Origin of the sequence: Proteus sp. GOKU (assembly GCF_015475555.1) — a bacterium.
Classification (GTDB): domain Bacteria; phylum Pseudomonadota; class Gammaproteobacteria; order Enterobacterales; family Enterobacteriaceae; genus Proteus; species Proteus mirabilis_B.
Window position 1 is genome coordinate 639,832 of the sequence record NZ_CP034105.1, and the last position, 16,488, is coordinate 656,319.

The 16,488-nt window shown below is 32.0% G+C and carries 7 protein-coding genes; 5 read left to right on the plus strand and 2 right to left on the minus strand.

The features are described from left to right. Positions 1–110 precede the first annotated feature (110 nt). The gene (gene creA, locus EHE21_RS03065) at positions 111–569 is read left to right on the plus strand and encodes a protein CreA (protein ID WP_171455359.1); all 459 of its coding nucleotides are present in this window, start codon (positions 111–113) and stop codon (positions 567–569) included. 212 nt (positions 570–781) lie between these two features. Here creA and arcA read toward each other — a convergent pair whose 3' ends face one another. Beyond that, positions 782–1,498 carry a two-component system response regulator ArcA gene (arcA, locus tag EHE21_RS03070; RefSeq protein ID WP_006535263.1) on the minus strand — a complete coding sequence of 239 codons (717 nt, stop codon included), beginning with the start codon at positions 1,496–1,498 and terminating at the stop codon, positions 782–784. An 806-nt stretch (positions 1,499–2,304) separates the two neighbouring features. On the opposite strand from arcA, the gene thrA reads away from it, so the two are divergent. The 4 genes from thrA (at position 2,305) to EHE21_RS03090 (ending at position 15,345) form a co-directional block, all read left to right on the plus strand. Further along, the gene (gene thrA / locus EHE21_RS03075; protein WP_194951810.1) at positions 2,305–4,764 is read left to right on the plus strand and encodes a bifunctional aspartate kinase/homoserine dehydrogenase I; all 2,460 of its coding nucleotides are present in this window, start codon (positions 2,305–2,307) and stop codon (positions 4,762–4,764) included. Continuing rightward, positions 4,746–5,696, plus strand: a complete 951-nt coding sequence (gene thrB, locus EHE21_RS03080) for a homoserine kinase (RefSeq protein ID WP_194951811.1) — start codon at positions 4,746–4,748, stop codon at positions 5,694–5,696. Before thrA ends, thrB begins: the two co-directional genes overlap by 19 nt. A gap of 3 nt (positions 5,697–5,699) precedes the next feature. Then, on the plus strand, positions 5,700–6,992 hold the full coding sequence (gene thrC / locus EHE21_RS03085; RefSeq protein ID WP_194951812.1) for a threonine synthase: 1,293 nt from the start codon (positions 5,700–5,702) through the stop codon (positions 6,990–6,992). Positions 6,993–7,155: 163 nt separating this feature from the next. Continuing rightward, positions 7,156–15,345, plus strand: a complete 8,190-nt coding sequence (locus EHE21_RS03090) for a calcium-binding protein (protein ID WP_194951813.1) — start codon at positions 7,156–7,158, stop codon at positions 15,343–15,345. Positions 15,346–15,409: 64 nt separating this feature from the next. Here EHE21_RS03090 and yaaA read toward each other — a convergent pair whose 3' ends face one another. Further along, entirely contained in the window at positions 15,410–16,192 is a 783-nt protein-coding gene (gene yaaA / locus EHE21_RS03095; RefSeq protein ID WP_194951814.1) for a peroxide stress protein YaaA, read from the minus strand. Positions 16,193–16,488 lie beyond the last annotated feature (296 nt).

The window sequence follows — 16,488 nt, forward strand, 5'->3', positions numbered from 1 at the left end:
CTAATGTACACAAATTCTTCTATCAGTTAGTAATGGATTGTTTTATTCTAGACGGAATTATTTTCTCATCTTTTCAATGGAACAAGGTAAATATGTTAAATTTCAAAAAGATGCTAGCAGTATCTATCTTACTCCCTTTTTCTTTGATGGCAAAAGCGGAAGAAATTGGATACGTAGATACGGTATTTAAGTTTTTTGGCGCTAACCATAAAATTGTGATTGAAGCATTTGATGATCCTGAAGTTAAAAATGTCACATGTTATTTGAGTCGTGCAAAAACTGGGGGCATTTCAGGAAGTTTAGGTCTTGCTGAAGATACTGCTGATGCGGCTATCTCTTGCCAGCAAGTAGGGCCTATTGAACTAAGTGAAAAGGTTATTAAAGGAAAAAATAATGGTGATGTTGTTTTCCAGAAAAGAACATCACTCGTATTTAAAAAGCTTCAAGTTGTGCGTTTTTACGATAAACAGCGCCACGCTCTGGTTTACCTGACTTACTCAGATAAAGTCATTGATGGCTCGCCAAAAAATGCGATTAGTGCAGTACCTATTATGCCGTGGAAAGAGTGATTTTTATTTGCTAGAGAAATTAATGGTTAATAAAATTAATACGAATAAGGTTAAAAAAATTTTTTAAAAAGAAGTTATATTTTTTTTCAAAACAGTTGCTGAGATCAATTTTCACCTTTTGTGATTTTATTAACCTTTCTTTAGATAAAAGAAAACCCCCGAATATCATTTCAGGGGTTTTTTATTAGTTAAGTGTTTGAGGTTGGATCAAATCACTCGTCTAAATCACCACAGAAGCGATAACCTTCACCATGAATTGTTGCAATGATTTCTGGTGTATCTGGTGTTGATTCAAAATGCTTACGAATACGACGAATGGTTACGTCAACAGTACGATCATGAGGTTTCAGTTCACGGCCTGTCATTTTCTTCAGTAATTCTGCACGAGTTTGGATTTTTCCTGGATTCTCGCAGAAATGTAGCATCGCACGAAATTCACTGCGTGGTAATTTATATTGTTCACCAGCAGGGCTGATTAGTGAGCGACTGTTAATATCAAGCTCCCAACCATTGAATTTATAGCTTTCAACTAAACGACGTTCTTCTGTGCCATTAACTAAATTCATGGTACGTGACAGTAAGTTACGTGCACGAATCGTTAATTCACGAGGGTTAAATGGTTTAGTAATGTAATCATCAGCACCAATTTCTAGGCCTAAGATTTTATCCACTTCATTATCACGACCCGTTAGGAACATTAATGCAACACTTGCCTGTTCACGTAATTCACGAGCAAGTAATAGCCCGTTTTTACCAGGAAGGTTAATGTCCATAATGACCAGATTAATATCATGATCAGATAGAACATTGTGCATTTCGTTGCCATCAGTGGCTTCGTGTACGATATACCCTTCAGCTTCGAATATGCTTTTCAGGGTATTACGAGTAACAACTTCGTCTTCAACAATCAGAATGTGCGGGGTTTGCATATTTGCTACCTAAAATTACCAAAAATAGAAAAAGGAAATCTGTGTTTAACTTCTGTGTGCATTTGTGTGGTTATTCATTTTTGTTATTAGCACGTAAAAACTAGACCCAGATTGAAATTCGATAAATAACCATCACGTTATTACAAAACTTGCAATTTTAATCGACAATGAACGCTAAAATCAGAATGCAAAACGCCCATAGTCTATTAACAGCAATATAACACCAGTTGTATTAAATACCATCTAAAAAGCTAACTTTTGTTGACACATATCAAAATCAAGATAACAGCTTAACCTTGATTTCAATAGTTAACTATATAATTTGATTTATGTAATGTAAAAGAAAAATATATGTTAAATATAGTGGGGTTTATTTTTTTTTCCAGTTTTGTTACACAAATTAAAGTAGCATAAAATACCTTATTCCTTATAAAAGTACAAATCCCCAAATAACCCTAAAATGGTAGCTTTATTTTCTTTGTTTATCCCTTTGTGATAGCAATATCTATACTACAATAGGGGTAAGGATCGAATATATTTTATTTAAGTCGAGTTTATTTTTCGGTGAAAAAAAAGAAAAAATTTGACATCTCTCTCGCTTTGCTTTAACCAGTATATAGTCAAACTAAATTTGAGACAGACAGGATAGTTATGCGTATTTACAGCCCAGCTAAAATGACAATTATTACCACCACCACCGGAATCTTATATTGCGGGGCGGGCTGTCGCATATAAAAAACGAAAATCGAAAAAGCCCGCATTGAGAAATGCGGGTTTTTTTTTGGGTGAAAAATCAGGAGAGCTGTATGCGAGTGTTAAAATTTGGAGGAACTTCAGTTGCCAACGCAGAGCGTGTGCTGAATGTTGCTGATATCGCTGAGAAAAAAAGAGAGCAGGGACAAGTCGCTCTCGTATTATCAGCACCAGCCAAGATAACTAACTACTTGGTTGCAATGATTGAAAAAACGGCAGAAGGCGAAGATCCTCTCACTCAAGTACGAGAAGCCGAGCAAATTTTTGCCAACTTATTACAAGGTTTAAGAGAAAAACAACCCGGTTTTGATTATGAACGCTTAAAAGATAAAGTTGAGCGTGAATTTGCAGAGATTAAACATATCCTTCACGGGATCTCTTTATTAGGACAATGCCCTGATAGCATCAATGCGGCAATGATTTGTCGTGGTGAAAAGCTTTCTATCGCTATTATGGAATCCGTTTTACAGGCTCGTGGCTACAATGTCACTGTAATCGATCCTGTCAAAAACCTACTCGCACAAGGTCATTATTTAGAATCTACCGTTGATATTCCTGAATCTACTCGTCGCATCTTAGAACTCAATATCGCAAAAGACGATATGATTTTAATGGCGGGTTTTACTGCGGGTAATGAGAAAAATGAACTCGTGGTATTAGGCCGTAATGGTTCAGACTACTCGGCTGCTGTATTAGCCGCTTGCCTACGTGCAGAGTGTTGTGAAATTTGGACTGACGTTGACGGTGTTTATACTTGCGATCCTCGTTTAGTTCCTGATGCACGCCTGTTAAAAGGCATGTCATACCAAGAAGCGATGGAACTCTCTTACTTTGGTGCTAAAGTACTTCACCCTCGTACAATTGCGCCTATCGCCCAATTCCAAATTCCTTGTTTAATAAAAAATACAGGCAATCCAGATGCTCCGGGTACATTAATTGGTGATGGTCAAAAAGATGACAGCACTCCAGTTAAAGGGATCACCAACCTTAATAATATGGCGATGATCAACGTATCTGGCCCTGGCATGAAAGGTATGGTGGGGATGGCTGCTCGCGTATTCTCTGTCATGTCGAGAGCCGGAATTTCTGTTGTTCTTATTACACAATCTTCTTCTGAATACAGCATCAGTTTTTGTGTGCCACAAAAAGAACTTATTAGAGCGCAAAAAGCATTATCAGATGAATTCTATTTAGAATTAAAAGATGGTGTACTTGATCCTTTAGATATCATGGAAAACGTCGCTATCATCTCTGTTGTCGGTGATGGTATGCGTACTTTAAAAGGGATCTCAGCGCGATTCTTCTCAGCATTAACTCGTGGCAATATTAATATTGTTGCTATTGCACAAGGTTCTTCAGAACGCTCAATTTCAGCCGTTATTGCTAATGATTCAGCAACCAATGCTGTGCGTTTGTGCCATCAAATGCTTTTCAACACCAATCAAATTGTTGAAGTCTTTATTGTTGGTGTTGGTGGTGTGGGTAGCGCATTAATTGAACAGATCCATCGCCAACAAGCATGGTTGAAAAATAAGCATATCGATCTTCGTGTATGCGGTATTGCTAACTCAAGAGCCATGCTGACTGATATGCAAGGTATTGATTTAGATAATTGGCAACAAGCTTTAAAAGAAGCGAAAGAACCTTTTAGCTTTAGCCAACTTATTCGTTTAGAAAAAGAGTACCACTTCTTAAATCCTGTGATCGTTGATTGCACATCTAATGAAGAAATTGCGCAACAATACGCAAATTTCTTACAAAATGGCTTTAACGTGGTTACACCAAACAAAAAAGCGAATACGCTGTCGATGGATTATTACTATCAAATTCGACAAGCAGCAGAAGCTTCGCGCCGTAAGTTCTTATATGACACTAACGTGGGTGCTGGTTTGCCAGTTATTGAGAACTTGCAAAACTTGTTAAATGCAGGCGATGAGTTAGTTCAATTTAATGGTATCCTTTCAGGCTCGTTATCTTACATTTTTGGTCAATTAGATGAAGGTAAAAGCTTATCTGAAGCGACTCTTTCAGCAAAAGATAAAGGTTTTACAGAACCTGATCCTCGTGATGACCTTTCAGGTATGGATGTTGCGCGTAAACTGCTTATTTTAGCGCGTGAAGCGGGTTATAAATTAGAGCTAAGTGATATCGATGTGGAGCCTGTACTGCCTATTTCATTTGATAGCTCAGGTGATGTAGCAAGCTTCTTAAATCGTTTACCTCAAGTTGATGTTGAATTTGATGCTAAAGTCGAAGAAGCACAAAAAGCAGGTAAGGTATTACGTTATGTTGGCATCATCAATGAAGGTAAATGCCAAGTTAAGATAATGGCAGTTGATGCGAATGATCCTCTGTTTAAAGTGAAAAATGGTGAAAATGCTTTAGCCTTTTACACTCGCTACTATCAACCTATTCCATTGGTATTACGTGGATATGGTGCTGGTAATGATGTTACTGCTGCTGGGGTGTTTGCAGATGTATTACGTACCTTATCATGGAAATTGGGAGTTTAAGCGTGGTTAAAGTTTATGCACCAGCATCAATAGGCAACGTGAGTGTCGGATTCGATGTCCTTGGCGCGGCAGTTTCACCTATTGATGGGCAATTACTGGGTGACTGTGTCACTGTTGAAGCGGCTTCGGCATTTACACTTGAAAGTAAAGGACACTTTGTTAGCAAATTACCTTCAGATCCTAAGCAAAATATTGTGTATCAATGTTGGCAGTTGTTTTGTGAAAAGTTAGGCAAAGAACTTCCTGTTGCAATGACACTTGAGAAAAATATGCCAATTGGTTCTGGTTTAGGATCAAGTGCTTGTTCTGTGGTTGCGGCATTGGTTGCACTTAATGAATTTGCTCAAAAGCCTTTTGGTGAAAGGCAATTGCTGCTGATGATGGGCGAGCTTGAAGGACGTATTTCAGGTAGTGTTCACTATGATAATGTTGCGCCTTGTTATTTAGGTGGACTACAACTTATTTTGGAACAAAACGGCACTATTTGTCAGTCTGTACCAACTTTTGATGATTGGTATTGGGTTATGGCATATCCGGGCATTAAGGTCTCTACGGCAGAAGCTAGAGCGATTTTACCAAAACAATACTCTAAAGCTGACATTATTAACCACGGTCGTTATTTATCTGGCTTTATTCATGCCTGCCATACTCAGCAATCAGAATTAGCCGCTAATTTGATGCAAGATGTGATTGCTGAGCCTTATCGCACCCAACTTCTTCCGGGATTTGAAAAAGCCAGAGAGGCTTCGCAGAAGAAAGGCGCATTAGCTTGTGGCATTTCAGGCTCAGGACCTACCATTTTTACGATTAGTGATTCATTAGAAATCGCACAAGAGATGGCCGAATGGCTGAAACAAAACTACGTACAAAACAGTGAAGGTTTTGTACATATCTGCCGTATAGATACGCGTGGCGCAAGACAGATAGGGTAAGTCATGAAATTATATAATTTGAAAGATAATCAAGAGCAAGTCAGTTTTGCTCAAGCAGTAAAACAAGGTTTGGGTAAACAGCAAGGGCTCTTTTTTCCACAAGACTTACCTTCGTTTTCTAAAGCTGAAATTGATGAATTATTAGCACTTGATTTTGCAACACGCAGTAGCCGCATTTTAACGGCCTTTATTGGTGATGAAATTCCTGCTGATGTATTAGCAAAACGTATTAGCACCGCATTTGCATTCCCAGCACCAGTAACCCAAGTTGAAGATGACGTGAGTTGTTTAGAGCTTTTTCATGGTCCAACACTGGCATTTAAAGACTTTGGTGGTCGCTTTATGGCGCAAATGTTGTCAGAAGTTGCTGGCAACCAACCTGTGACTATTTTAACGGCAACATCAGGTGACACGGGTGCCGCTGTTGCTCATGCTTTCTACAAATTAGAAAATGTACAAGTTGTTATTCTTTATCCTGAAGGCAAAATTAGCCCGTTACAGGAAAAACTGTTCTGTACATTAGGTGAAAATATTCACACTGTTGCAATTAAAGATGATTTTGATGCTTGCCAATCATTAGTAAAACAAGCTTTTGATGATGAGTTCTTAAAGAAAACAATGTATTTGAACTCGGCGAACTCCATTAATATCAGCCGATTACTTGCTCAAATTTGTTATTACTTTGAAGCTGTTGCACAAATTCCTGCTGAAAAACATGGGCAGCTAGTGATTTCAGTACCAAGTGGTAACTTTGGTGATCTAACTGCAGGCTTATTGGCTAAATCCATGGGATTACCAGTTAAGCGTTTTATTGCAGCAACTAACGTGAATGACACTGTTCCTCGTTATTTAGATAATGGTAAATGGGAGCCTCATCGTACTGTTGCAACACTTTCTAATGCGATGGATGTTAGTCAACCAAATAACTGGCCTCGTATTGAAGAATTGTATTGCCGTAAAGGTTGGGATCTTTCTGATCTTGCTCATGGTTCAGTGAGTGACGAAACAACCGAAGAAACAGTGCGTGAACTTGCGAAGAAAGGCTATATTTCAGAACCTCACGCTGCGATTGCATATCGTTTACTGCGTGATGAGCTTCAAGAGGGTGAGTACGGTTTATTCTTAGGCACTGCACATCCTGCGAAGTTTAAAGAAAGTGTAGAGCGTATTTTGGGCGGTGAATTGCCACTTCCTAAAGAGCTTGCGGAGCGCGCAGATAAAGAGTTACTCTCACATTTCTTACCTGCTGATTTTGCTCAATTACGTGCATTTTTGCTTGAACGAGCTCCTAAATAATAATCACATTAAATAATTAGATACGTATTTAATTAAATAGCTCAACAAAGTGTTGGGCTATTTTTTTATCTAAAATAGGAAAATCAGTATTTAAAAAAAGTAAAAATAAATTTATATATTTTATTTCCTGTAAGTAAATTAATTAGAATCAAGGAAATTAAATATGAATGGATTCAAAGAGGTAACGTTTAAGGATAATATTAATAGTATTGTATTAAAAATAGAAAATCATATAAAAGAAAATAGGTCTGAATTATTTTTCAAGATAAAATCTGTAAAAAGAATATTAACTGAGAATTACATTTCTATTTTTATTTCTAAAAATGAATACGCTGCAGATGAATTCTTAGAAAAAATAGAGAATAATTTCTTGCTGTATCATAAGAATGATTTTACAAAAAATATTGATTTTATTAGAAAAGAAATTAATTCAAGTATAGAGGCTTTATTTTTTAATAGCGCTAAATTAGCAAGTAGAGAACCCAGTAAAATTCAAAAAGAACGATTAAAACTATTAATTCAGAATAATTTATCTGGTGATTACTATTTGGAATTTGATGATAATAAGGTATTTATACAAATAGATAGTGAAAACAATAACTTTAAAATTATTAACTTTGATGGATATGCTGGTTTTTTTTATAATAAGAATGAACTAATAAATAAAGTTTATAATATTATAAGTGAGAACAGTAATAGTGATTTTTTATATTACCGTTTTTATAATAGGAAAGAATATGTTAGCTATTTTAATAATGCAGAAAATTGGAAGATAAATAATAAAGATATTCTTAGAGAAATAATTAATGATATTAAGAAAAAGAAACAAATAAATGTTAATGAATACATATCTATTGAATTAAATGAAAGTTATTCATATAAAAATATTTTTATTATCAGAGATAAATTAGAAAATACAGAAAAAGTACTACATATTTATGTCGATGATATAGAAGAAGCATTTACAATTGCAAAATCTAAATACGGTCAGATAAAAGAGAGTGGAGAACATTTACTTTATAAAGTGGGTACGGGGTGGTTTATTACTAAAATAAAAAATAATATTATGAAGCGATTTTCACAATATACCGATCTATTAAAGCCTTTAGAAAGAGTTATGAGTCGAGTTAATCTGATTGCTTCTACTGAAACTAATTATGATTTTAGTCATGTTCATACTTTAGCTGGATTATGTTATGGGTTGAGTTTAAATTATTTAGTTGAAGTTAGAAATAATGGCTTAGAAGGAGGAAATAAATATTTATTCTGGTTAAAAGAAAATATACGCTCTTATCAAAATGAAAAAGAATCTATAGTCGATAAACTGGATTCTATATTATTTAATAGTATACAAGAGTATGAGATATTAAACCTAATTAAAGAAATTAAGAGTATTATAATTTCTCAACACTTTCAAATGGAGAGATTAGGTGAAAAATTACAATACTTTGTTTTTGATGCACTAAAATCACTTGAATATAGTCAAATACTAGAGCATCGGGGACTAAAAAGATCGCAGGTTAAAAAAGTAGTCTTTAATAAAGATAATATTAATAAACACTTAGTAGATGTTATGAAGAATTATGATGATTATTATTCTATTATTGCCTTTAAAGATCATGCCATTGCTATTTCTTATAAAAAATATTCTGAGAATAATTATAAATTTTCTTTATTTGATTCTAATAGTGAGTTATTAGAATATTCGAGTATTACGTCTATAAAAGAAGTGCTAGATAATAAAATGGACTTTTATGGCTCGCATGAAATTGATAATGAGAAATATATTATCTTTGATGAGTATAAAAAAAGTGAAGTTTCAAATTACCAAAGTGTTTGGGATTATAATAATGTAGAGATAAATAAATGTGTTGCAGAAAATATAAAGAAAATAGGTTTTTCATTACCTTTCAATGACAACATTACTGGGCGAATTATTCATTATAATGAACAGCGAGATCTTATTGTTGAGCTTAACAGAGATAATAAAATTATAGAAGTTATTGTAAAAGATTCAAATGTCGATGAAGGAATTTATTTAATAAAAAATTATCTTTCTGAAATAATAAAAAATAATAAAGCTAGTAAGATTATCTTAAATAAAAGTGATAATGGTGATATAAATATTCAAGAATCTGAATTTGATAATTTTCAAGAAATAAGAAGAGATAAAAATTATGTTGAGTTTAGTGATATATACTATCGTGAGTTGATTAAAATTAATAGTTATTTATTAAAAGGGAATAAATCTGTTTTATTAAATAAAATAATTTCTTTAATAGATGTCTTGGAGGGAAATATATACTTTGATAAATTATCAGCAAGTTTCTCTCTTATTAATAAAATAGAATATTTTAATCATGATAATGAAAATATGTCTCTTATTAATATATTAAATAAAATAAAAGAAAAGTTAGAAAGTAAATTATTTTATGATGAGTTAATTTATGGGAAAGATAAATTAATAGCCTTATCTAAAAAGAATAGTTCAGTTACTGCAAAATTTTATCAATTAATGATTAATGAAATTAATGGTGGGAGAAATGGCGTTAGTAATTTTATTTACAATAATATTATTGAAAGCCCTTATTTACTATTGGATAAAAATAGAAGCGTGGGTATCAATGGATATGATTATACAATTGAATTTAAAGAAAATTACCAATACTTAAATGAAATAATTAAAGGAATTGATATTCCTGAGTTAAAAAATACATTTTTGATAGAAGATCAAAGTAAACTACATTTAAAAGAAAATTATAAAAAATTATTAGAATATAAAGAACATGATAATGTAAATAAATTAATCAGGTTTATTGAAAATAAAATAGACTTGAAAAGAGAGGGAAGCTTAAATTCTTATCATGATTTATATTTTGATCTTTTTATAAATCATCAATTTGTTAATAGAATGATTATTCATGAAATAACTCAATTAGAAAATTATTTTCTTAATAACTATCGTGAAAAAAACTATGATTATCATCAAAATAATTTCTATCTTAATGAAGATGATCCTCGTACTCTTTTAGAAAAGTCATTAAATAAAAACAAGAATAAAATAGATTGTAGCTATTTATTATTTGATGATAATAAAGAAACGTTTAAATTTTTATTTTCTGAAAATACTATTTTTACTGATAAAGTGATAGACAATATTATTGTTGATAATATAGACTCTGTTTATCAAGATGATATTATAAATTATTTTTATAATGGTATTAAAAGTGAAGAATTAATATCTTATCTAAAAGATAGGTCAGAAGTAAGTCATTTTCTCGATTATTGTATGAAAAATAAAATACGAATTACAGTGGCCGGAAATAGTGATAAGGTTTTTTTTAATCAAGACTTTATTAAACAGAAAAATGAAGTTGAAAAATTATATAATATTATTTTAGAAAATCAGTTTTTTAATGAAAAAACTATTGTGCTTGCTAAAAGAGAAAAGTTGCTAAGTTATCAATATGGTGATTTTTTTATTGAAGGTATTGCTCAACGACTCAATATGCCGATCTATCAAATTAGCGATAGTAAAATTTCACTGTTAAAAGAGCATGTTATTATTAAACCTGTTATTGAAAGACAGTATATTGATAAACCTTTACTAGCAAGTACAATATCATCCAATGTAATTATTCCTGAAGTGGAATGTAGTGATTTTGTTCCCATTTCAATGGAAGATAAGTTAAAAATTGAAAATGAAAAATCAACAAAAGAATTATACCAATTTACTTCAGAGTTATATCCTCACTATCGTGATAACAGTGAATTTAAAATAGGTTATAAAAAAGAGATTAAAACGTTAATTTATGATTATTCAGATGATATAACCATATTAGATATTTTTAATTATATCAAAAATAATCGTTATCAACTTACGATTGATCAGATTGGAACATTAATTAATAAAGTAGATATTATTAATGCTGAACAGCATAGAATAATCTTAAAAGAGTTAATTGATAAAATAATTAATAATAATATTTCTATGCATGATGCACTTTTAATATACTCAGATGAATTATCTGCTGTTTTTAACGCTTCAGAAAAAAGCATGATTAAAAGTAAGTTACAGCAGGCAATATATGATCCATTGATTAATAAAAAATTTAATCAATATTTAATGGGGGAAGTTTCTTTTGATGATGGCTTTTTTACTTTTCAATATAAAGATAACGCTCTCTCTTTAACAGAAAAGGAAAATAAAGCTATTGAGGTTGTGCATGCTATATATGATAATCCTAAGCTAATAAATAACTTAAGTTTACTATCAAAAGAGTTACTTTCTTCATTTTTTGATGAAAATAAAAAAGGCACTCTATATCGAGTATTACTTGATAATATTTCTACATTTGAAAACTATAAAGGCTTAATCGATACTCTTCAGAATGCTATTTATATAGAGAATAATAAAAAAGGTATTGAAGGAACTTCACCCGCTAAAGCACTTGATAAAGAAAGTAATTTAAATGCTTTGGATTTCTTCGATAGCAGAAATAATATTGCCTCTAATAAAAATAAAGAAATAGTAAAAATAAATGATATATCTTTTAATAAAAGATTATTAATTGGTTTGGGTGCGAAAATAAATAATGAAAATATAGATTCCATCTCGCTGAATAGTTTGGCTAAATGGGAAGAAAAATTAACATTTGATCCTTATCACCTTAATGATTATTTTTTTTCACTCTCAGGTAGTGAAGAAGATAAGAAAATTATTTCACTTTTTAGAACTTTATTGAATAACAAACAAAACAAAGTTAAGCACCTACTTTCTAATGATACAAGTAGGATCGACTATTTAATGGCATCTGAAAGACTCTCTGAAATTATTAATTTAGGTAGTAAAAACTATGATATTAATGATTGGAATACATTGAGAAAAAATTCGTTAAATATTCCTCGACATATGCGAATAATTAGCAAAATCGGCTACGCTAATATTACGTTTGGTATGTGGCAATCAATTAACGCTACATTTATGCTTGCTGAACAGCTCAATAATCCATCATTAGCCGCAAAAGAACGTAAAGAGATCATTAATAATCTAGCCATTATGTGGTCTGAAATGGCTTACAATGGCATTTCAGAAATGATTGAAATTACTTTAGCTAAAGGATTACTAAAATATAGACATAATCCATTAGAATACGTCAATAAAATAAGCACAAGAATTGGCATTGGGCTTAATGTGCTTTCTATTGGATTCGATATTTATAATGCTTACGATAATTTTAGCCGAATTTCAGTTGAAACTAGTGAAAAACAACGCATCGATTATATTGTCAATGGCTCTTTTGCCGTTGTTTCAGGATTAATCACATTGGGGGTTTCTATTGGGATGCTTGCAGGCTCTACTATTGCAGGCCCTATTGGTATTGTTGCTGGCGCTGTTATCGCTTTAGCAACTTCAATTTATAATGCGGCAAGGCTTATCGAAGAAGCAAAAACAAAAGTTCATTTTACACCACTAGAAGAGCTTAATAACGGGTTTTATGCCTTTTTAATGGGGGATCTTATTCCTGACAAAAAAAATGAAATAATCTATTTAGAAGCAGAAAACCAATTAGAAGCAATGATTGATAAGAAAGCGATTAGTTATCTTGAGAAAATAAAAAAACAATCTCACCTTAGTCGTTATTTTTACACTAATGAAAAACAAATTTATCAAGAATATTATTACTATAAAGTTATACCTAACCTAATGGGAAAAACATTAGACTCAATTTTAAATCCTTTAGGAGAATATGTTGCTCAACGAATATCATTAAATATAAGCCAAGAAGAAGCAGAAACAATAGCTTCGCTTTCTTATCATTTACGAGCAGAAAAAACAGAATATAAATACTATCTTCCTAAAGAAGCAATAGCGACGAATGAAACACTTATTTTTGATATTGATTTTTATGTCGATGAATTAAAACGTTATACTCTAGATATTATTTCTGATAATGACTCACCTATTTTTGATAATATTGTTGATGATGATTTTATTCAAAAGATGAAAACAACGAGAGAAAACAGTATCCTATTATTTAATGAAAATAAAGTAATAGAAGATTTAATTAAATCTAATAAAAATAGAAAATATTATTCATCTGGTTGGAGTGAGAATGAAGATTTTTATTTTAACACTCATAATGGTAATGATATTATTACTGCTCCTTCAAATACTAAGAATACCTTTGATATCTATAATGGAACTAAGCGATTAAGCGGAGGAAATAAAAATGATATGTTTAATTTATTTACTTCAGAGTCTCCACTTTATGCAAGTCGTTTTTATGGGCGAGGAGGGAATGATACCCTTCGTATTGTAAAAACAACAAATAAATATCAAGGATATGAAATTAGTTTATTAGATAATTACGTCAAATTTAAGCATTCATTAGATCAAACAAATAGTCAAAATTTTCATTCTAAACTTTTTCTTTATCAAGAAAATGAACATCTTTATTCAACGAAAATAACTGATACTATGCCTAATATTGTATTGCAAGATCACGAAGTTATTGCTTATTTAGACAGTATTGAAAATATTTTTGGTAGCGAATTTGGCAACGACACTATTTATGGTAATCAAGAAGATAATTATTTAGATGGTGTTGGTGGTGCTGATTTATTATATGGATTAGATGGAAATGATACTTTAGTTTTACAAGAGGGGTATGCAGAAGGTGGTGATGGAACTGATAATTATCTTATTTTAAGGGCTTCTTTAAAGAATAATTATAATATTCAGTTTGAAACAATTGTTAATGAAAAAAGTGAAAATGAATCTAGTATTGTAAGGTTAAACTATCATTTTGATGAAATATCTTCTATTCGTCGTCAAGAGAAAGACATTGTTTTTTATATTAAAGTAAATGATGGGAATCAATATAACGAGCCAATTTATCATTTAATAACGCTAAGAAATGTGTATTCTGGCAGAGAAAATTATTCATTAGCTCATCAATATACTTTAACAACAATGGATGGTTTTATATTAACAGTGAGTGAAAATAAAGCTATTAAAGATAATATATTATATGATTTTAGTTATATAGATAAATATGATAACACTGAAGAAAATCTTCAATTATTATATCTTGATGAAAATAATAGCTCTTTATCTCTTTCATATTTGAATAAAAATAAGACAATTAGCTTGTTACCACAATTAAAATACAGCGGATTTTCTGCGGGAGAGAACTTACGGTTTGGTTTTCAGGGTGATTCTCAGGATAATCATTACTTTGGTATCACAAAAAATTCGTTTATTACACTAAGTTCAGGCAACGACAGTTATCAAATTAAAACATTTTTAGCTTCTAACAAAAACGAAAAAATTAATATTTTATTTCCTGATAATAGCGAAAAACTATCTCATCACGATACCAGTAATTTTTTTCTATCTGATATTAGCGGTTTTGATTTAATGTTTCATAATAATGTTCTATTACATCGTTATCGCCCAGATGCTCATTTAAAGTTGGCTTTTGAACCTTCTCAGATTAATGCTATTTGGGATTCAGGAATGCAGGTTCGCTTTATTGATAAAGATAATATAGTTTTTACTCTTCCTACAAAAGAGAGTCGGCAACGTTCGCTTGTTCCTATTACTGATTTAAATTTAGCGATAACAGCAGAAGATGATGTACTTATGATCCCTGAATCACTCTCTTTAAATAAAGAGACATTATCTGCATATTCTCTTTCTCATTCGTCATTTTATTCAATTACCTCTCAAAAAAAATCAAATCAGGCTGTTGACTTATTATCAATTATTGAGCCTATGGAAGGGAATGATATTGTTGTTAATCGTAATAAAAATAGTTCGGTGATTAATGGTGGAAAAGGGGATGATCATATTGTCGTTAACCACGGACATCATGTTTTAATTGCTGGAGAGGGAAATGATAATCTCAATGCCGGAAGTGGAAATGACTTACTAATTTCCGATTCAGGCAATGACTATTTAAGTGGTGGTACGGGTAATAATGTTTATATTGTGAAAAAGCGTTATGGTGAAGTGACTGTTTATGATGAGGGGAACAATAGTCATCTTTTTATTTCAGGATTATCAGAACACGATAAGCTTATTGCTTCTCAAGTAGACGATGATATGCAGTATAAAACACAGGATAATCAGTTTGTTTTAACTGTAAAAAGACCGCAAGATGAAGCAGATAAAACGGTTTCTATTATTGAGAAACAAAGTGTGATTTCAACACAGTCTCTTGCTGCGATTATTCAAGAAATGGCACAGTTTAATGAGAAACAATTAACGATAATGCAAGGTAGCGAATTTACTCCACCATCAGTATGGTCGCCATTATCAGTGGTGGTAAAGTCTTGGGAGTATTAAGGGTTAAAAAAATAGCCCTTTAATTAGGGCTATTTAATTATTGAATATTCAATTTAAACGATATCTATTTCGCCATAGATTCAGCGCGTTTAAATACTAGGGTATTGCCCTCTGATCCTGCTGAATTAAATTGATAGCCTTCAAGATCAAACTCTTTAAGTTGTGCTTTGTTAGTCAGTTTTTCTTGAATAATAAAACGGCTCATTAATCCACGGGCTTTTTTAGCGTAGAAGCTGATAACCTTATATTTGCCATTTTTTTCATCAAGGAAAACAGGTTTAACAATTTCAGCATTGAGTTTCTTCGGGTTCACTGATTTAAAATACTCATCAGATGCTAAATTGATTAAAACATTATCGCCTTGTTCTTCCAGCGCTTTGTTTAATGCTTCTGTAATGGTATTTCCCCAAAATTGGTATAAATCGCTGCCTTTGCTATTTTTTAGCTTTATTCCCATTTCAAGGCGATAAGGTTGCATTAAATCAAGAGGACGAAGTACACCATATAAGCCAGAAAGCATGCGTAAATGTTGTTGTGCAAACTGAAAATCATCTTCAGAAAAAAGCTCAGCTTGCATTCCTGTATAAACATCACCTTTAAACGCCAAAATAGCTTGGCGTGCATTTTCTGGTGTGAAATTAGGTTGCCATTCACCAAAACGAGCAGCATTTAATCCTGCGAGTTTATCGCTTATTTTCATTAAGCTTGCGATGTCGCTGGATGATAATTTTCGACATTCTTCGATAAGTTGTTGGGAATATTTTAGCAATTCAGGTTGGGTGAAGTGCGTTGTTGCTAAAGGCGATTCGAAATCCAGTGTTTTAGCTGGTGAAATGGTGATTAGCATAATTCCCTCGATACGTTATTTTAATGTTGACCAAATATAGCAAATTCTTTCGATTAAAGACTAAATTATAGTAATAGGAAAAAACAATGGTTTCTCTTATTTGTCGTAAAATTCGACAATTTAAACGATTCAGCCTGTGATTATCTTTTGTTTTTTTCTGCTTTTGTTTTGCGAAAACGTTTGGCATTCAAATAATTGCTTTGTATGAATCTAAGCGTCTTGTAGTGTGAGCAGTCCATGTTATTATCAATAGATATCCGCAGGTGACTGCAAACAGATTTACCTAGTAGATGAGA

What these genes read in the sequence shown, in the direction of transcription:
- yaaA (WP_194951814.1), bottom strand. Translation starts at nt 16,192, where the DNA reads ATGCTAATCACCATTTCACCAGCTAAAACACTGGATTTCGAATCGCCT.
- EHE21_RS03090 (WP_194951813.1), top strand. Translation starts at nt 7,156, where the DNA reads ATGAATGGATTCAAAGAGGTAACGTTTAAGGATAATATTAATAGTATT.
- creA (WP_171455359.1), top strand. Translation starts at nt 111, where the DNA reads ATGCTAGCAGTATCTATCTTACTCCCTTTTTCTTTGATGGCAAAAGCG.
- thrC (WP_194951812.1), top strand. Translation starts at nt 5,700, where the DNA reads ATGAAATTATATAATTTGAAAGATAATCAAGAGCAAGTCAGTTTTGCT.
- thrA (WP_194951810.1), top strand. Translation starts at nt 2,305, where the DNA reads ATGCGAGTGTTAAAATTTGGAGGAACTTCAGTTGCCAACGCAGAGCGT.
- thrB (WP_194951811.1), top strand. Translation starts at nt 4,746, where the DNA reads ATGGAAATTGGGAGTTTAAGCGTGGTTAAAGTTTATGCACCAGCATCA.
- arcA (WP_006535263.1), bottom strand. Translation starts at nt 1,498, where the DNA reads ATGCAAACCCCGCACATTCTGATTGTTGAAGACGAAGTTGTTACTCGT.